The sequence below is a fragment of the Flavobacterium enshiense DK69 genome (genome assembly GCF_000498495.1).
Taxonomy (GTDB): Bacteria; Bacteroidota; Bacteroidia; order Flavobacteriales; family Flavobacteriaceae; genus Flavobacterium; species Flavobacterium enshiense.
In genome coordinates this window covers 44,801-63,764 of record NZ_AVCS01000028.1, presented here as the reverse complement: position 1 = coordinate 63,764, position 18,964 = coordinate 44,801, and the positions used below count along the sequence as shown (strand labels likewise).

General features: G+C 36.6%; 20 protein-coding genes. 8 read left to right on the top strand and 12 right to left on the bottom strand.

The features are described 5' to 3' along the window. Window positions 1-244 precede the first annotated feature (244 nt). On the bottom strand, window positions 245-958 hold the full coding sequence (locus FEDK69T_RS13530; protein ID WP_023574741.1) for an outer membrane beta-barrel protein: 714 nt from the start codon (window positions 956-958) through the stop codon (window positions 245-247). Window positions 959-1,046: 88 nt separating this feature from the next. Between FEDK69T_RS13530 and FEDK69T_RS13525 the strand changes: the two genes are divergently transcribed. Continuing rightward, entirely contained in the window at window positions 1,047-1,838 is a 792-nt protein-coding gene (locus FEDK69T_RS13525; protein ID WP_023574740.1) for a fibronectin type III domain-containing protein, read from the top strand. Window positions 1,839-1,865: 27 nt separating this feature from the next. Beyond that, window positions 1,866-2,408, top strand: a complete 543-nt coding sequence (locus FEDK69T_RS13520; protein ID WP_035630462.1) for a DUF1697 domain-containing protein — start codon at window positions 1,866-1,868, stop codon at window positions 2,406-2,408. Here FEDK69T_RS13520 and FEDK69T_RS13515 read toward each other — a convergent pair whose 3' ends face one another. Both FEDK69T_RS13515 and FEDK69T_RS13510 read right to left on the bottom strand, forming a co-directional pair. Next, on the bottom strand, window positions 2,409-4,178 hold the full coding sequence (locus FEDK69T_RS13515) for a cytochrome c peroxidase (protein ID WP_023574738.1): 1,770 nt from the start codon (window positions 4,176-4,178) through the stop codon (window positions 2,409-2,411). 72 nt (window positions 4,179-4,250) lie between these two features. Further along, window positions 4,251-5,705, bottom strand: a complete 1,455-nt coding sequence (locus tag FEDK69T_RS13510) for a PhoX family protein (protein ID WP_023574737.1) — start codon at window positions 5,703-5,705, stop codon at window positions 4,251-4,253. 309 nt (window positions 5,706-6,014) lie between these two features. Between FEDK69T_RS13510 and rocD the strand changes: the two genes are divergently transcribed. Then, window positions 6,015-7,259: an ornithine--oxo-acid transaminase gene (gene rocD, locus FEDK69T_RS13505; RefSeq protein ID WP_023574736.1), complete on the top strand. Its 1,245-nt coding sequence runs from the start codon at window positions 6,015-6,017 to the stop codon at window positions 7,257-7,259. A gap of 67 nt (window positions 7,260-7,326) precedes the next feature. On the opposite strand, the gene FEDK69T_RS13500 is transcribed toward rocD, so the two are convergent. Both FEDK69T_RS13500 and FEDK69T_RS13495 read right to left on the bottom strand, forming a co-directional pair. Beyond that, window positions 7,327-7,686, bottom strand: coding sequence for a CCC motif membrane protein (locus tag FEDK69T_RS13500; protein WP_023574735.1), 360 nt, complete (start codon window positions 7,684-7,686; stop codon window positions 7,327-7,329). 12 nt (window positions 7,687-7,698) lie between these two features. Further along, entirely contained in the window at window positions 7,699-7,977 is a 279-nt protein-coding gene (locus FEDK69T_RS13495; protein ID WP_023574734.1) for a DUF2752 domain-containing protein, read from the bottom strand. Between the two features lie 101 nt (window positions 7,978-8,078). Here FEDK69T_RS13495 and FEDK69T_RS13490 point away from each other — a divergent pair, with 101 nt between their 5' ends. Together FEDK69T_RS13490 and FEDK69T_RS13485 are read left to right on the top strand one after the other, a co-directional pair. Continuing rightward, complete coding sequence (locus FEDK69T_RS13490) at window positions 8,079-8,261, top strand: hypothetical protein (RefSeq protein WP_035630464.1); 183 nt, start codon at window positions 8,079-8,081, stop codon at window positions 8,259-8,261. After that, window positions 8,251-8,808 carry a Smr/MutS family protein gene (locus FEDK69T_RS13485; protein WP_023574733.1) on the top strand — a complete coding sequence of 186 codons (558 nt, stop codon included), beginning with the start codon at window positions 8,251-8,253 and terminating at the stop codon, window positions 8,806-8,808. Before FEDK69T_RS13490 ends, FEDK69T_RS13485 begins: the two co-directional genes overlap by 11 nt. A gap of 53 nt (window positions 8,809-8,861) precedes the next feature. Here the strand turns inward: FEDK69T_RS13485 and FEDK69T_RS13480 are convergent, their stop codons facing one another. Then, entirely contained in the window at window positions 8,862-9,386 is a 525-nt protein-coding gene (locus FEDK69T_RS13480; RefSeq protein WP_023574732.1) for a hypothetical protein, read from the bottom strand. 190 nt (window positions 9,387-9,576) lie between these two features. Between FEDK69T_RS13480 and FEDK69T_RS13475 the strand changes: the two genes are divergently transcribed. From FEDK69T_RS13475 to FEDK69T_RS13465, 3 genes are all read left to right on the top strand, one after another. Then, entirely contained in the window at window positions 9,577-11,355 is a 1,779-nt protein-coding gene (locus FEDK69T_RS13475) for an MFS transporter (RefSeq protein ID WP_023574731.1), read from the top strand. Between the two features lie 77 nt (window positions 11,356-11,432). Continuing rightward, a complete protein-coding gene (locus tag FEDK69T_RS13470; RefSeq protein ID WP_023574730.1) occupies window positions 11,433-12,341 on the top strand; it encodes an EamA family transporter in 909 nt (302 codons plus the stop codon). Further along, window positions 12,342-13,463, top strand: coding sequence for a cysteine desulfurase family protein (locus tag FEDK69T_RS13465; protein ID WP_023574729.1), 1,122 nt, complete (start codon window positions 12,342-12,344; stop codon window positions 13,461-13,463). A 27-nt stretch (window positions 13,464-13,490) separates the two neighbouring features. Here the strand turns inward: FEDK69T_RS13465 and FEDK69T_RS13460 are convergent, their stop codons facing one another. From FEDK69T_RS13460 to lpdA, 6 genes are all read right to left on the bottom strand, one after another. Further along, a complete protein-coding gene (locus tag FEDK69T_RS13460) occupies window positions 13,491-14,459 on the bottom strand; it encodes an MlaD family protein (protein ID WP_023574728.1) in 969 nt (322 codons plus the stop codon). 7 nt (window positions 14,460-14,466) lie between these two features. Beyond that, entirely contained in the window at window positions 14,467-15,216 is a 750-nt protein-coding gene (locus tag FEDK69T_RS13455; protein WP_023574727.1) for an ABC transporter ATP-binding protein, read from the bottom strand. Between the two features lie 6 nt (window positions 15,217-15,222). After that, entirely contained in the window at window positions 15,223-16,002 is a 780-nt protein-coding gene (locus FEDK69T_RS13450; protein WP_023574726.1) for an MlaE family ABC transporter permease, read from the bottom strand. 123 nt (window positions 16,003-16,125) lie between these two features. Then, on the bottom strand, window positions 16,126-16,398 hold the full coding sequence (locus FEDK69T_RS13445) for a DUF4242 domain-containing protein (RefSeq protein WP_023574725.1): 273 nt from the start codon (window positions 16,396-16,398) through the stop codon (window positions 16,126-16,128). A 215-nt stretch (window positions 16,399-16,613) separates the two neighbouring features. Further along, window positions 16,614-17,033: a cupin domain-containing protein gene (locus tag FEDK69T_RS15570; RefSeq protein ID WP_051385150.1), complete on the bottom strand. Its 420-nt coding sequence runs from the start codon at window positions 17,031-17,033 to the stop codon at window positions 16,614-16,616. A 429-nt stretch (window positions 17,034-17,462) separates the two neighbouring features. After that, window positions 17,463-18,851, bottom strand: a complete 1,389-nt coding sequence (lpdA, locus tag FEDK69T_RS13435) for a dihydrolipoyl dehydrogenase (RefSeq protein ID WP_023574723.1) — start codon at window positions 18,849-18,851, stop codon at window positions 17,463-17,465. Window positions 18,852-18,964 lie beyond the last annotated feature (113 nt).

The window sequence follows — 18,964 nt, the reverse complement described above, 5'->3', positions numbered from 1 at the left end:
TTAAAATCGATGTCAGTAACTTTAAAATCGCTAAGGAGCAAATACGCGAAATGAGTTGGTTGAAAATTCATTTATATTTTTGAAAATCCTTCTGAAATAAATCGAAATTTATATGAAAACGCATTTGTCACTTTTACGCGCAATAAATGTTTATGAAATTTGTGATGAATCAAACTTCAAGTCAGAAATTAAAAATAAAGACAATTATTTACAACTTAAATACCAGTAGAAAGCCGTCAGGTTTTTAGTCATTAAAAAAGTACGTAAAAGAGACGCTGTAGTAATTTTGTTTGGCTTCGGTTTCGTAAGCCGTATTATAGAAAGGGGCTTGTCTGAAAGGATCTGTTAATCCCATATTGTATCTCAAATTACACATTACATTCGCGAATTCGACACTTACTCCCATGGGTAAGTAAGCATTAAAAGAGATTGTTTCGTTCTGTTCGTCGAACTTCAAATATTCAGTATTAAGATAGACAGGGTCAAGTAGATAGGCCTCCTTTGATTCGTCTGATGGTACATAGCTTTGTAATAAGCTGAGGGTAATTCCGGCATTAACGCCAAATTTCCACTTATCATCATTCAATCTTAAAAAGTTATAATTAAGGATAATTGGAATATTTATATTTTCTAATTTGAAATCTATATCTTCCGGTTCAGAATTTATATCGGCTCTCCCGATAAATTGTGTTCTATGGTGAGTGTAGTTGAGTTCAACCAACAATTCCAAATAATCGGTAAACTCAGCGGTTCCTACCACACCTATACTATAACCAGGCTGTGATCTGGTAAAAAGCACATTCGAATCTAAAACATAGTTTGTGTAACCTGCCGTAATTCCAAATCTTCCATCAAATGCCCCGTTTCCTCCACTGTAGTGATTGAAATATTGGGAATAAACCGGATTGTTAAGAACAAAAAAAAACAAAAGGATGCTTGCTGTTTTAAAGGAATTCATGGTGGAATTAGGAGGTTTTTTTTGTTAAAACTGGTTGCAAATATATTATAATAATGATACATTTGGCGAAATGAATTAAGACTATTTAATGAAAAAAGTAACTTTTTTACTGATATTAGTAACCATTTTTGGATGTGAAATTGAAAAAATTAATTATGTACAGCCAATAGCGGTAACTTTTGAGCCTGATAATGTGATGACTACTTCAGCTTCTTTAGGAGGAGCCGTTGCAAGCGAAGGAGGTAAAAATGTTTCAGAATACGGAATAGTTTGGGACGTAAATCCAAATCCGACAACCGCAGATAATAAAGCAGCCAGAGGTGTACGAATAGGTGAATTTTACGAAACATTCTTGGGTTTTCAGCCAAATACCACCTATTATTATCGCTTTTACGCTATCAATGAAGTTGGTGTTGGTTATGGCGATGAATATTCATTTAAGACTGGTATTGAAGCACCTTGTAACCCTGCTGTAAATAATCGTGTGAATTTGAATTCTTACAGCCAGATAAACATCAATAATGTAGAAATGTCTCATCCAAGTTGGGGTTTTAATGAAGGGAATATTGAATTTGCAACTTCAAGTTACAGCTCGACTGCCAGGATATTTGTTCAATTTAACGAAAATAACAGGAGAGCACCTTTATCAGGTGAATATACCACAGTACTTGGAGATTTTGGAAACGACGTTGATTTATCTACTGGAAAAGCAAAATTATTTATTCAAGATTATGGGATGGGTTACGGAGGTGCAACTGCAGTTGCCGGGACAAAGTTTTATGTTAAAAATGAAAACAACGTATTGACCATTATTTTCTGTGATACTCATGTTGGTGATCATTATATATTAAATGGTAAATTTTCATATAATCTTAACTAATTTGCAACTTAATTATTTTTAGATATTTTGAAGACTCACTTAGCTCTTTTACGTGGAATAAATGTTTCCGGTCACAATATGATAAAAATGGAAGATCTTAAGGCTTTATTGGAGCGTATGGGATTTGCCAATGTGAGGACCTATATCCAATCCGGGAACGTTTTTATTGATTCGGAAGAAGAAGATGGCCCGAGTGTCGGATTTAAAATCAAACAGGAAATCTTCAAAGAGTGGGGGTATGATGTTCCGATAATCGTAATTACCAAAGAAGATCTGGTGGCGTCACTTCAAAATAATCCCTATCTGAAAGAAAAAGATGTCGATACCAAAAAACTGTACTTCACTTTCATTTCTAAAGAATTAAACGCGAACAGTATTCATGAACTGAAAATGAGTCAGGTAAAACCTGATGAAGCGGTAATCGACAAGAACAGAATCTATATCAAATATGCAGTAGGAGCGGGAAAGACACGTTTCGACCAAAAATACATAGAGAAAAAGCTCAATGTAACGGCAACGATGCGCAATCTGAATACCGTTACTAAGCTTTTGGAAATGTATAACGAATAGTTAGTAGTTGTTGTTAAGCGTTTTTATAAAAGCTATCAAATTCTGAACTTCTGTTTTACTGAGATTCAGATTGTCCGTCGGTAAAGTTTGATTCTCCAGATTTATAGCGATCCCGGAACCTCCACCACGATTATAGAATTCGATAACTTCTTCCAAAGTCTGATAAACGCCGTTGTGCATGTATGGAAAGGTTACAGCGCTATTTCGGACCGTCGGAGTTTTGAAGGCATGTTTTTTAAGTGGAGCTTTGGTTATCAAGTATTCGCCCAAATCGGCATCGACAACCGCATTTTTTGTTGACTTTTTTGCCGGAACGCCCAATACTTCGCTCTCCGTTTCGTTAAACAAAGGTGGTACACAGCCGTTAAAAAGCGGAAAGAAATGACAGGTCGCACATTTGGCTTTGCCCATATACAAATTGAATCCCTTTTTTTCATTTTGGGAAAGAGTACTTTTTCCCCGCAGATAATCATCAAATCGTGAATCCAGTTTGGAAAGGGAGCGCACATAGCCTGCCAATGCTTTCAATAGATTTTGTTCCGTAATTTCTTTTTCGTTCGGAAACGCTTTTCGGAATTCAGCCTGATATTTAAAACTGGATTTAACCTTCTCCAAAGCATGAGCGAAACTGCCGTGCATTTCATCTTTGTTGTTGATGACTGCTTTGGCCTGATCCTCAAGATAACTTACGCGGCCATCTAAAAACAATGTGCTCTGAAAACCTGAATTCAAAAGGGTGGGTGTATTTCGGGAAAGGGCTTTGGTTTCAACGGCTTTGGTTTTATGATCTGCATAGCCTTGAGAAGGAATGTGACAACTCACGCAGGAAACATTACCGTTTCCGCTTAAAATGGTATCGGAAAAAAGTTGCTCGCCTAATGAAATCTGAATAGGAGAGGGATTTCTGTTATAAGTCGGTGCAAAATAATTAGCATTGAAAGCCGTTTCCTCAAAAACGGTAGGCACATCAAAATTGATCGCTCCGGGATAGGGATTGTTTTTTATGTTAAGCTGCTTCTGTATCTGATGAATTTTTTTTGAAAGGGGTATACAGTACTTTACAATGAAATCGGCACGGTTGAAAGTGTCGAAATTTTGATTGTTATTCAAGTAGTCTAAAGTTTCGTTTACCAATTTAGTAAGTGATTTGTCTTTTTTGTAAACCGATACAGTTTCGCCAATACTTTCAATAGATGCTTTTGTTTCCGGAAGGGAGTGTAAAGCGACTGGCGAATCAAATCCTGAAATCCCTAAACTCATCATTCGTAACATTGACAATTTCTGAGCTTCGAAAATGTTGCTGTCGGATAGTTGGATGGTTTCAATGGTGGCTTTAACAGATTGGGCATAACCATTTAAAATTCCTGTCTGTTTTCGAAGCTCATTCCAATCCGTTTCATCAGAAAAAAGCAATTCTTCCACTTTTTGAAATCCGCTTGCTTCTTCTTCTTTTCGGCTGTTTTCATGAATATCGTTTTTGTCGATGGCAGCACCATTTAATTTCAGAGCAGTTTCCGGAAGATAGAAAGCCAATAGCGCTTCTGTTTTTTTATACTTAAGTCGTGCTTCTTTGAACTTTTGTTGTGTTAACTTTTTGTTCAGCCCATTTTGTACAGCTGTGTTCAATTCCGTTGTTTTTTGTGCAAAATCGATGTAATTTTTAAAAAGAAGCTGCTTTGTTTTTTTTGTTGGAGAAAGATTTACGAATTCTTTTTTCTGGCAGGAAATAGCTGTAATCAGGGTAAGAAGCAGTACAATTATTTTTTTCATTATGCGTGTAAATTAAAAATTAGGAACATGATAAACCACGTTCCTAATTTGTTGTTATTCTTTGTTTTATGGTTATCTTGGTAAACCTTTGATTAAAACAATCTGACTTCCCTGATTTTCATTCGGACGTACAGAACCGCCATCTGCACCTTTGAAAGTATCCTTCTTCCAGGTATGAGGCTGGATGGAAAGCATGAACGTGTTAGGAATGCCAATCGTTTCTGATACGTCAATCAATGCGCCATATTCCCATGAACCTAAAGCAGAAGTTGTACTTAGGAATTTGTTGGTAGGATCATTTCGTTTGTGATCTAATTCGAAAACCACTTTAAGTTCTTTGGTCGCGATATTGTATTGGTAGATGTAAGCATCGTGTGTTTCGTCTCCATATCCGTTGGAATCTTCCTGGATGTAAACGTAGTTTTTGGTTACACAAATGTTATCCGGATTTTGAAATAATTTTGCTTTTCCGCTTCGGTTATCACCATCCAGCACTAAAGTTAGTTTTCCGGTTAACGCATTGTTTGCATCCAATTCCAATTTATATACACGTCCGTATTTTGAACGGGAATTATCGGCATTAGCACCTGTATTGTTTTGTCCGGTTACGTTGAAGTAGATTTCTCTTTCTTTTCCGTCTTCTTTTCGGTAGTCGATGTCTTCAACACGGCCGAAAGCAATGGCATTTAAATTTTGTGCTATCTGATTATTCTGTAAACCGGTGTTGGTTTTGGCGTTAGGTACTTCAATGAACTGTACAGGATAGGAGCTGTTTTCGGTCATTGTTCTTTCATTGGTAACATTATCGGTGCGTTTTAGAACAAAAACTCTTCCGTTGTTTAAATCACCAGTTGATGATTTGTACATTACCAATTGTCCGCCGTAAGCACCCGAATCGTCATCACCTAATAAAATCACGGTTTGGGCAGTATAGGCATTTTTAGAAAGAGGAACTGCATTTTCCGTGCTCCATCTTCCGAAACCTAAAATCGGCCTTGGTGTTGAGTTGTTTGCTTTTGTGTCAAAAGGGGTAATACCGTGCACTTGTGATTCGCTGTCGCTTTCTCCGGCTGTCAGGAAAAGAGGTCCGAATCCGTGTGTTTCTGGCATTGCCAACGTTGCAGAACATAATCTGTTTCCTGATCCGTTCGAATTCAGGACATATTCGCCGGCAACAGGTTTGAATGTTTTGTCAAGCTTGATTTTTGAAACCGAAAAGTTATCTTCATTATTTACCAGAAAGGAAAAAGTTCCGTCTGAATTTTTGAATAATCCTGAACCGTCAGCCGAACCTCCAAAAACATAATCCGGAGTTTCCCTGAAATCATCCTCACTGGAAAAAAGTGGAAATACTTTTAGTGTAGAAAATTCCGGTTTGGCATTTATCAGTGCCGGAGTGACTGAATGATTTTTTAGCGTAACAGGATTGGTGGGTTCATTAGTTGCAGGAGCAGAACCTTCATCAGAATTACAGGCAATTAAGCCAATAAGCATTGTTGTACCTAAAAAGGCATAAGTAAACTTCATGGTTTTTAATTTTTTTTGTTAGACAGGGCAAACCTAATGAAGCTGTGTTAAGGTAATTTTGATTGATTATTCTTATAACGTTATGTTTTTAAACAATTTTGACAGACTTTGTTGTATTTTGTTAACAAAATGTAAAGCAATGTGTTTTAATTACGATTGTTATAATTGTAAATTAAACAAACAATATTTGTTATAAAAGTATTAAATTAAATTTCGGAAACATATTTTTTTCATTTTGAATTGCTAACTTGCGTAAAATTACCAATAGTAGGTAAAATATAAAGAAATTACTACAAACGTCTATATTGTATGCAAGTTTTAAAGAAAATGAGTTCAGCGGAAGCAATTCAGTTAGAGGACAAATACGGAGCGCATAATTATCATCCGCTTCCAGTTGTTTTGAGTAAAGGAGAAGGAGTATATGTTTGGGATGTAGAAGGAAAAAAATATTATGATTTTCTTTCAGCATATTCTGCAGTAAACCAAGGTCATTGTCATCCAAGAATTGTTGGGGCTATGGTAGAACAAGCACAAACGCTTACGCTAACATCTCGTGCTTTTTACAATGATAAATTAGGTGTTTATGAAGAATTTATAACCAACTATTTTGGTTTTGATAAAGTGCTTCCAATGAACACTGGTGCCGAAGCTGTTGAAACGGCTTTGAAATTATGTCGTAAATGGGCGTATGAGAAAAAAGGAATCAATGAGAATGAAGCACAGATAATTGTTTGTGAAAATAATTTCCATGGAAGAACTACAACAATTATTTCTTTCTCTAATGACGAGAATGCACGTAAGAACTTCGGGCCTTACACTGCTGGTTTTATAAAGATCGCTTATGATGATTTAGATGCTTTGGAAAAAGCAATAACTTCTTCACCGAACATCGCAGGATTTTTAGTTGAACCTATCCAAGGTGAAGCCGGAGTTTACGTTCCATCGGAAGGTTATTTGGCTAAAGCAAAAGAATTATGCGAAAAACACAATGTTTTATTTATAGCTGATGAAGTTCAAACCGGGATTGCGCGTACAGGAAAATTATTAGCAGTACACCATGAAAATGTTAAGCCGGATGTTTTGATCCTAGGAAAAGCAATTTCTGGGGGTGTGTATCCGGTTTCAGCTGTTTTGGCTGATGATGCTATCATGAATGTTATCAAACCGGGGCAACACGGTTCTACCTTTGGAGGAAACCCAATTGCTGCAGCAGTGGCGATTGCTGCTTTGGAAGTTGTAACCGATGAAAAATTAGCTGAAAATGCTGAGCGATTAGGGAAAATTTTCCGTTCTGAAATTGGGAAATATATTGAAACTTCCAATATTGCTACATTGGTTCGCGGAAAAGGATTGTTGAATGCAGTTGTAATCAATGATACAGAAGAAAGCGATACAGCATGGAACATTTGTATGGCATTGCGCGATAATGGTTTGTTGGCAAAACCAACTCACGGAAACATTATTCGTTTTGCACCGCCTTTGGTTATGAATGAAGAAGAACTTTTAGACTGTGTTAGTATTATCATTAAGACTTTAAAACAGTTTGAGAAATAATAAAATCTAAAGATAATAAATAAAAAATCCGCTGAAAAGCGGATTTTTTTATGTTGTGAATGCTTGGTTATTGTCCAAGGAGCTCTCTCATTTTTTCTTGCATTAATTCAGGATCCTGCAGTGCTTCCATTCCAAAATAACTGATCATTACGGCCATCATTATTAGATAAAGAACTCCCAGGACAATACCGATGATACAAAGTATTTTACCTGTTTTAACGTTGTTGAAATTAGAATATCCACTTGGGTTTTCATTGTATATTTTGATGTCTTTGTTTGCTAAATACATTCCGATACCACCTAATAGGATACCGACTACACCATAGCAACAGCAGGTGATAATAGATAGGACTCCCAGTATGATTACCGGTGTAGCATTAGGTAGTTTTTGTTGAGCTTCAAAATTGTTGAAATTTGTTTCTTCCATAATTGTTTTTGGTTAGATATAAAAATGTTTAATGAAATAGGAAACTACCATAATAATGGCGTTTGCTATTGCTAAGGTGATTATTGGTTTATGATAATTTCTGGATTTATCAATAAAGCTTATTCCTATAAGTCCAAGAAAGAACAATAAGGTGTAAATGGCTGGAAACATTTTAAAGGCAGCTGTAAATTCTCCTTTAAATACTAAAACGAGCGCTCTTTGTGTACCGCACCCAAAACATTCAATTCCTAAGAATTTTTTGCTCAAACAAGGCAACATATATTCTTCCATGGTAAGCTTTTTCTGTCGGCAATTTAGAGAAAAAATATAAGTTACAAAACAGTAGACGTATATTTTAAAGTTTAGTATTTTTGAATTCTGAATCTGAAGAAATGAAAACAATTTATATCATACTTATTTTCGCGCTGATGGGCTGGGCTTTCTATGAACAGACAAAGCCTGAACCTAATATTTTTATTCAGGTAATCGGTGTATTGGTTTTCTTCTTCGGAATGATGAAATTGATGTCTAAAGTATCCTCTAATTCAAAAGATAAAGAAGAAGATGACGTTTAATATTGGAGATAAAGTTTCGGTGCTTGATGATGATTTCACTGGGGTAGTGGTAGGTTTTCAGAAGGATCAGATTCTGATTGAAACCGAGGATGGTTTTAAAATGGCTTACGCTGCGAATGAATTGATTAAAGAACAAAATATCAGTGATTTAAACTCGTTTACTTCAAATCAAAGTATAAGTCAGGTTTTGAAGGAAAAGGAACTTCCTCCAAAGCGTTCTTTTGCAAAAGAAAAGAAATCCCGTAAGGATGAATTTGTTTTGGAAGTCGATTTACATATTGAAAAACTGGTGCCTTCCAAACGCGGAATGTCCAATTTTGATATCCTGAATTTGCAGATGGAAACCGTAAAACGCCAACTGGATTTTGCTATCAGAAACAGAATGCCGAAAGTGGTTTTTATTCACGGTGTAGGCGAAGGTGTCCTAAAAGCCGAACTAGATTTTCTTTTGGGACGTTACGACGGAATTTCTTTCCAGGATGCCAATTACCAGAAATACGGATTAGGAGCTACAGAAGTATATATCAAACAAAACCCAAACCGTTAATCAACACCTGAAAATCCTAAATCCTTTGTGTGTTTTTTTGAGATGAATTGCAACTATGGAGTTGTAATATAATCGCCAAAGAAATAATCATCGTACACAAAACTGTTTTGTCCATTCACAAACTCAACATTGATGAATTTTATCCGGTGGTTGTATCCTGTAACTGTTACAATTCCGGTATCAGGGTCGGTTGTTGTATTTTGAGTTGTCGTAATCTGAATCGTTCCTCCTTCAGCTGCATTCCATTCTTGCTGAACCAATGGGGTAGCCGGTGGGACAGCGGAACAAATAACAGAATTATCATTAAGGTTTGCATCGTATTTACGGTAAATGATTCTGTCTGTTGAAGAAACCGTAACAATTCTGGGTTCTCCATCCGGGGTTATTTCGTTCGGGAAATTTGAACTTGGAATGTCTAACAGCAATAATTCCTGACCATTGATTTTAAATAACGGATCCTTGCTAGGGCATTTCTGAATGGAAACATTGTCAAAATTGAAAGTTTCCACAACTAAATCCCCATCATCACAAGAAGATAGAAGAAACAGACAAACCAGTAATCCGAATATTTTTTTCATAAAAGAAATTTATTTTTATTGGTTATGCTACCGCCAATTATTTAAAATACATGATTCATAACAAAGGCAATTTCATAAAAGATGAATTGTAAGGGACAAAAATAATATATTTAGATGGCAAAAGCCAATAAAAGAACCGCTGAAAATTCATCATAATTCCTATATTTGGGTCCAAATGAAAAATTAATTTATGTCATCTAAACACCAAACCAATTATCCTGCTCTTTATACGCTCATTACCGTTTTCTTTTTTTGGGGATTCATAGCTGCAGGGAACAGTATTTTTATTCCGTTTTGTAAAAGTTATTTTCTACTTGATCAATTTCAGTCCCAGTTAGTTGATTTCGCTTTTTACACTGCCTATTATGTAGGGGCATTGTTGCTTTTTATTTTTGGAACATCAAAACAAAAAGACATTGTTGGAAGCTGGGGATATAAAAAGAGTATTGTTTTCGGACTGTTATTTTCAGCTCTGGGAGCCGGAGCCATGATTATTGCGGTAGAGGCAAATCTTTATGCGGGAATGTTGGCGGGATTATTTATTGTGGCATTAGGATTTTCGTTGCAGCAAACCGCAGCAAATCCGTTTGCGATTTCATTGGGTAATCCTAAAACCGGTGCCGACCGCGTAAACCTTGGAGGAGGAATCAATTCTTTTGGGACAACCATAGGTCCGTTAGTTGTGGCTTTTGCACTTTTCGGAACTACAGCTTCAGTTACAGATGATCAGATAAAACATTTGGATCTTGGCAAAGTAATTCTACTTTATATATGCGTAGGATTATTGTTCATTGCAGCTGCAGCTATGTTTAGATTTTCTAAAAAAGTACCTGCCGGAATCTCGGATGAACCGATGGAAAAAGCCAATAAGGCGTTGCGTACTTTAGTAATTATGACCGGATTGTTAGCAATTATGTTTGCGCCGGTGTTTAATAGTTATAAAAGCAAAGAAGCGCTTACGGTTGAAACTTTGGAAAGAAAAATCGAAAAAATCAAAACTGAGAATTTTGGTGAAAAAATTAAAGATTTATCAGGTGATGAATTGACTAAATTAAGAACAGAAGTCAAGAATAATGAAACTGAAATAAAAGAAATAAAAGGCGATTTGGAAAAATACAGGATGTATTGGCTTTTTGGAGCTCTTACTGTAGTTGTCGGCGGATTGCTGTTTTCGTATAAATCGGCTCAGAAAAACAATGAAGGTTGGGGGGCAATGCAGTATCCTCAATTGGTTTTGGGGATGTTGGCCATCTTTACTTATGTTGGTGTGGAAGTTGCCATTGGAAGTAACTTAACTGAATTGTTGAAGTTGAAAGAATTCGGCGCTTTCAGTGTTTCGGACAGTGCGCCTTATATTTCAATGTATTGGGGAAGTCTTATGATCGGAAGATGGGCTGGTGCCATCAGCGTTTTTCATTTAAATTCGGCTAAAAAGACATTGGCTCTAGTCATTGTTCCACTAATTGCTTTTTCGGTTATTATTGGCGTAAATACATTGGCACAGAAAGACATGACACCTTTATATTACTATATAGTTTGTGTTGTTCTACAAACAATAGCTTTCTTTATCAGTAAAGACAAACCGGCACGTACATTGACTGTTTTTTCGGTCTTCGGAGTTACAGCCATGTTGATTGGATTGTTTTCAACGGGTACAGTTGCTATTTATGCATTCCTTGCTGGTGGACTGGCATGTAGCATCATGTGGCCGGCAATTTTCAGTTTGTCAATCATCGGATTGGGTAAATATACTTCACAGGGTTCTGCCTTCCTTGTAATGATGATTCTTGGAGGTGGAATTATCCCGCCAATTCAGGGTAAATTATCGGATATCATCGGAATTCACCAATCATATGTTGTTCCAGTATTGTGTTTTGGTTATTTGTTGTTCTTTGCGGTAGTTGTAAAATCAATTCTGAAGAAACAGGGGATTGAAGTTGATGAAATTGAAGCTGAAGGCGGACATTAAAATCAAATCTTAATAAAATAATAATATCAGATTCGGAGCAGGGGAAAAGACTTACCTTTGCTCCGAATTTCTTTTATATGCGAATCAACAAATACTACCTGGCCGCATTTACAGCTTTTGTTATATGGGGTTTTTTCAGTCTGGCATTAAAGCCGATTCATAATTATCCGTCATTGGATATTTTGTTTTATCGCGTTTTTTTGAGCGTTGTACTTATATCTGCCATCAATCTTTTACTTAGAAAAAATGTACTTCTGAAAGATTGGAATAATTTTAAGAAGCAATCCAAATCAGATAAGAATAAAATCATTCGTGTGAATATTGGAGGAGGTTTACTGTTAACGGCCAATTGGTTTATTTTTATTTTCGTTATGAACCATATCAGCGTTAAAGCAGCTTCGTTTGCGTATTTGGTTTGCCCAATATTGACTACAGTTTTGGCCTTTTTCATTCTGAAAGAACGACTGAGCAAATGGCAGTGGGTCGCTGTGGGAATCAGCGTGTCTGGTTGTGTTTTGCTTTCTTTCAATAGTTTTTCCGATATTTTTTACAGCCTGATTGTAGCGCTTACATATGCGCTTTATTTGGTTTCCCAACGTAAGAATACGGAAGTGGACAAGTTTGTCGGGCTGAATATTCAGATTCTGACTGCAGGTTTGATCATTCTGCCTTTTTTTCCTGCGTTTAGTGGACCAGTGCCCACAGAAAGTCTGTTCTACATTTGTTTGCTTTTCATTGTAATCCTGTTTACAATCATTCCTTTGTTTTTGAATCTGTATGCACTTAAAGGAGTGAATTCATCTACAGTCGGAATCATGTTGTATATCAATCCGATATTGAACTTCCTTTTGGCTGTTTTTTATTATAAAGAGGAAGTGACCGAAATTCAGATGATTTCGTATTCCCTGATTTTAATTTCCATCATAGTTTTCAACGAAAAACTTATCTTTAACCGAAAATTAAAGGAACACCGAGTTTCAGAATAAATGAAAAAAATATACCTCGATAACGCATCTACGACATCCGTTCGTCCTGAAGTTGTTCAGGAAATGACTAAAGTACTTCTGGAAGATTTCGGAAATCCGTCGTCTACCCATAGTTTTGGACGTAGTGCTAAAGTGCTGATTGAATCAGCCCGAAAATCGATCGCCAAACAAATTAATGCTGCCGCTTCGGAGATTATTTTCACGTCATGCGGAACAGAGGCAAATAACTGGATTCTGCGCTCTTGTGTCCGTGATTTGAAAATCGAACGCATCATTACAAGTAGAATTGAGCATCACGCTGTTTTACACACGGTAGAGATTTTAGGGCAGGAGTATGGTGTACAAGTTGATTTTGTAAATGTAAAACCCAACGGTGAAATCGATTTTACGGATTTGGTCGAATTGCTTTCACAAGGCAAAAAGACATTGGTCAGCTTGATGCATATCAACAACGAGATCGGAACTGTTCTGAATCTTGAAAAAGCGATAAGAATTACACACGATTACAACGCATTATTCCATACTGATACCGTTCAGTCCATCGGAAAGACAGAAATTGATTTAGAGAAAGCTCCAGTTGATTTCCTTGTAGCCAGTGCCCATAAATTTCACGGTCCGAAAGGAGTTGGATTTGCCTATGTGAAAAAGAACACGATTTTGCAACCGATGTTTTACGGAGGTGAGCAGGAAAAGGGATTACGTGCAGGTACGGAAGCGGTGCATCAGATTGTTGGTATGGCAAAGGCTTTGGAATTAGCATATGAAAACCTTGACAGTGAAAGAAGCTATATTTCGGAACTGAAGAAATATGCTGTTAAACGTTTTGAAATTGATTTTCCTGATTTCAAAATCAACGGTGAGGAAACATTTTACAATATTCTGAACGTGAATTTACCGTTACCGGAAGAGAAAACATCGATGTTGCTGTTTCATTTAGATATGAAAGGAATAGCTGTTTCAAGAGGTAGTGCCTGTCAAAGTGGTAGCATAAGGCCTTCACATGTTTTAGCTGAAATTCTGAATAAAGATGAAGTTAAGAAACCGAATTTGCGGATTTCCTTCAGCCATTACAACACTAAAGAAGATGTTGATTTATTTATTGAGGCATTAAAAAGCATATAACAAGAAGGCAGCAATTGAGCTGCTTTTTTATTTTGAGCTGCTATTTTTCTGATTCTTTTTCTGTTCTTTTTCCTGTTTTTTGAAATAACCTCTGAAAAGGAAATTGTGTCTCATGGCTTCCATGTTTTCGTTAAGTTTTATACTAGCCTTATTTATATTGGTCATGATAGAATCTATTTTCTGGACCAGTTTGGGATCGTTGGAAAGATAGTTTATAGCTCCTTTTCCCTCTTTAGCATTTGTAATTGTTGTATTTAGGTTTTTAACGGCATCATCGATTTTTAAACTTGAATTTTCCAGGTTTTTTAGAGTCTGTTTTATTGAATTGGCTGTTCCTGTATCATTAAGCACACCAATTACATTATCTTTACTGTTTAATGAAGTGGTTAATTGGCTTAAACTGGTTGCCGATTCCTTAAGGCCCTGAGTTATTTCTTTTAAATCGGCTGACATTGTAGTGTCATTTATCAGCATTCCAATAGTTCCTTTTCCTTTGGTGATTTCTTCTGTTATTTTTACCAAATTGGAAGTTATTTTGGCTGTATTCTCATTGGTTACATTCAATGTTTTAAGCATGTCCTCAGTATTGAGACGCTTCATGGATTTTATGACATCACCTTCTTTTACGGGTATCTTATTTTTTTTTCCGGGTAGAATGCTAATGATCTTGTTGCCCACCAATCCGTCGGAACTAATTATGGCGACTGCATCTTTGTTTATGTGGGAGATAATTTTGTCATCTATATCCATCTCTACCCGAATCATGGTATCATTAATCATTTCGATTGCGGTTACCGTTCCCACGCTTACGCCTGAATAACGAACATTATTTCCAAGTTGTAATCCGTTTACATTGTCGAAAATGCTACTTATTTCCGTGGTTTTGCCAAATATATTTTGCTTCTTACCAATAAAGTAGACAGTGGTAATAAAGATCAATAGTCCCACAATGACAAATATTCCGAGCTTTATTTTCTGTGTTGCTGTTTTTTCCATTGCCAAATCATTTAAAGAAAGCTTGAACTTTAGGATCCTTTGAGGTTGCTAGTTCCTGAAAGGTTCCTTCTGCGTAATTAATTCCGTCTACCAACAAAATCATGCGGTTTGCAATTACACGGGCGCAATCCACATCGTGCGTGATGATAAGAGATGACGTTTTGTATTTTTCCTGTACAGATTGCATCAGCATGATAATTTCTTTCGATGTAATAGGGTCTAACCCAGTCGTTGGTTCATCGTATAATATTACTTTGGGCTGAAGTATCAACGTTCGTGCAAGAGCAATTCGGCGTTTCATTCCCCCCGATAGTTCATTGGGCATCAGATTGATTGCATTTTCCAAACCTACATTTTTCAATGCCGTGACCACCATCGGTGTAGTATCTTCAATGATACCAAATTTTTTGGTGTGTCTTCGTAAAGGAAATTCCAGGTTTTCCCTCACCGACATTGAATCGTAGAGCGCACTTCCCTGAAAAAGAAATCCAATTTCAGTACGCAAATCATCCATTTCCTCCTGTTCCAGTGCCATGATATCTTTGCCCATGATTTCGATTGAGCCACTGTCAGCTTCTTCAAGGCCGATAAGACATTTAATCATAACGGATTTACCCGATCCCGATTTGCCCATAATTACCAGATTTTCACCTTCATTAAGCTCCATATTAAATCCATTCAAGACATTATTGTCACCATAACTTTTCATCAGGTCTTTAATTATAATTATAGGCTTATTGAGAGTTGGTTTTTCCATAATTATTTAATTGTAGAATATGTCGGTCACAAGAACAGCAATAAAATCAATTATAAACAAAAGCATTGACGTATATACTACTGCTGAATTTGCAGCGATACCAACTCCGGCAGTACCTTTTTTACAATTATATCCTTTGAAACAGCCCACCAATCCAATTGCAAACCCAAAAAAGAAAGTTTTAATGGTGGAAGGAATCAGGTCGCTAAATTCCAAGTGTCTGAATACTTGATTAAAATACAACAAAAAAGACACATTTCCTTTAGTGTTTTCAACGAGAAAAGAGCCGTAAATTGCAATAGCATCAGCAAAGAAAACCAGAATAGGGAGCATTAAAGTGGTGGCCAAAATTCGGGTTACCACCAGAAATTTATAGGGATTGGTTCCGGAAACTTCCATAGCGTCAATTTGTTCCGTTACCCGCATAGAACCTAATTCGGCCCCAATTCCCGAACCGATTCTTCCGGCACAAATTAACGCTGTAATGATAGGTCCAATTTCTCGGATAATAGAAATACTAACCATTGACGGCATCCAGGAGACCGCACCAAATTGTTGCAGGGTAGGGCGGGACTGCAGTGTAAAAACCAAACCGATGATAAATCCGGTCACCCCTACCAAAAGGAGTGATTGATACCCCATGTTGTAACACTGTTTCAGGAATTCCTTGAATTCATAAGGTCTCTTGCCTACTTCTTTAAAAAACCGACCTGAGAAATAGGAGAGTTCACCAATTTCTGTTAAAAAAGATTGTATTGGTTCGGATATTTTAAAAATTGTATTCATTGACTGAATTCATTTTTAGATAGCTGAAAACAATAAATCCGTTTCGCTTACGCAAAACGGATTTAGTATTAGACTTATGATGCCTTAAATCGCATAAGTTGCCTTAGGAATTGATAGTACATTTTATTCTGCCGTTACTGGGTCTATAATTGCCGAAACTTCGCTGACAGAATTTGCTGGAAATCCACCTAGTTTCGCATGCTCACGAACCATTTCTTCATTTGGTGCTATATAAACACAATAAATTTTGTCATCAGTTACATAACTGTGAACCCATTGAATATCAGGTCCCATTTTGATCAATACTCCACAGGAAGTTTCTGCGATTTCTTTTAACTGTTGAGGGGTAAGTTTACCTGCTCCGGGGATTTCCCTTTCGATTACATACTTTGGCATATTATTTAGTTTTTAGATTCCTAATCGTTTTGCTTTTTTGCTTCCATGTAATCCATTGGTTCTGAATTTTACTTTTGCGTTAAAAGTTTCAAAAAGCAATATTAAAGATACGTATTAATACTTTTCCCGTTAATTTACTGTAAGCTTAATCGTTGTAAAATTGAAAAAATCCGTTCTGTGAAAACAGATCGGATTTTTTAGCATAATGAAGTTCTCTATTTTTTAGGAGCTGGAGCTGCTGCCGTTTTCGGTTTTTTGTTACCCGGATGTTTTATTTCGGTCACAACCATCTTTATTGGGGATGTACCAAGATTTTTTGCCATGTGAGTAACAGCTGGAATATATAAGGCATCACCGGCTTTAATATCCATTGCAACAGGTGCTTTGCCTTTGTCTGTGATTTCTATTTTACCATCGGTAAGTGCATAGGCAACATGGTTAGGATGGCTGTGCCACGGAGTGGATTCCCCTGGAGCAAGTTCAATTTGTATCACTCGGACATTGTCGTTATCGAGAACCACTTTTTTGTAGATGTCCGGAGCAACCACAACGGGATCCTGAGCATACAGCGAATTGCTTAGCATAGGAATTACTCCGAAAATAAATGACATGGAAATAAGTTTGATTGTTTTCATCGTATTCTTAATTTTTTTTATTGTATTGCATTCGTTTTTTCTTTTGCATCTTGTTTAAAACAAGTTAGAGGTCGGCATTCAAAAAATAGCAGTAATTAAGAGTATAATGTGTTGAGGCAGTAATAAAATGTTCCTAAGTAGTAGGAATTAAAAACGATTAATATATAGTTGTAAATAATTGAAAAACAGTATTTTAATAAGTGCTAATTTACAAAAAAATAACCAGATTTGACTTCGTTTTTTTAATACGACGATGTATTAATCAAAAATTAAGTCATAGAGTAGATGATTTTGGATTTGATCAGATAGTAAAATTGTACTGATAGCGTTGTATCTTTCGGATTAGACAAGGCAATAAAAAAATCCACTCTGTTTTCACAAAGCGGATTTATAGTATTTGAACTAAAAAAACTTTAGTATCGGAATAAATTATAAATGGATTACTTCTCCGTAAGCATCAGCAACAGCTTCCATAACCGCTTCACTCATAGTTGGGTGAGGGTGAACCGCTTTAAGGATTTCGTGACCTGTAGTTTCTAATTTACGAGCTACAACTGCCTCAGCAATCATATCGGTAACACCGGCACCAATCATGTGACAGCCTAACCATTCCCCGTATTTAGCATCAAAAATTACTTTTACGAAACCATCCGGAGTTCCAGCTGCTTTTGCTTTACCTGAAGCAGAGAACGGGAATTTACCGATTTTCAATTCGTATCCTTTTTCTTTTGCCTGTTTTTCAGTTAAACCAACAGAAGCAATTTCAGGAGTTGCATAAGTACAACCCGGGATGTTTCCGTAATCTAACGGCTCAACATGTAAACCTGCGATTTTCTCCACACACAAGATTCCTTCAGCAGAAGCTACGTGAGCTAAAGCCTGACCCGGAGTAACGTCTCCGATTGCGTAGTAACCAGGAATGTTGGTTTGATAGAAATCGTTTACTAAGATTTTATCTTTGTCTGTAGCAATACCTGTTTCTTCCAATCCGATGTTTTCGATGTTGGTTTTGATTCCAACAGCTGAAAGTAAAATATCAGCTTCTAAAACTTCTTCTCCTTTAGCAGTTTTAACGAAAGCTTTCACTCCGTTTCCTGTTGTGTCGATTCTTTCTACTGAAGAATTAGTCATAACAGTGATTCCTGCTTTTTTCAATGAACGCTCAAATTGTTTTGAGATATCTTCATCTTCAACCGGAACTACGTTTGGCATGAACTCAACTATAGTAACCTCAGTTCCCATTGCGTTGTAGAAGTGAGCAAATTCAACTCCGATAGCACCAGAACCTACTACGATCATTTTCTTTGGCTGCTCAGGCAACACCATTGCCTGACGGTATCCGATTACTTTTTTACCGTCTTGAGGTAAGTTAGGCAATTCGCGAGAACGTGCTCCTGTAGCAATGATGATGTGATCAGCCGTGTACTCAGTTACTTTTCCGTCAGCCGCAGTAACATCAACTTTTTTGCCTGGTTTTACTTTACCAAAACCGTCGATAACGTCGATTTTGTTTTTCTTCATCAAGAACTGAACTCCTTTGCTCATTCCTTCTGCCACACCACGAGAACGTGCGATAACAGCGTTGAAGTCTTTATCAAATTCCTTTACGGTCAAACCATAATCAGAAGCGTGTTTTAGGTAATCAAAAACCTGAGCCGATTTCAATAAGGCTTTTGTTGGGATACAACCCCAGTTAAGGCAGATTCCACCAAGGTTTTCTTTTTCGATAACGGCTACTTTAAAGCCTAATTGTGATGCTCTGATAGCAGTTACATAACCGCCCGGACCACTTCCTAAAACAATAATATCGTATTTCATTTTTAAGGTGTTATTTTATATTAAGTTGATTTTCAATGCGTAAATACATCAAATATCGGTTTTAATTTCAGCGTACGAAAATAGGGATTTATTTGCTTTTTAAGAAAGAGAAA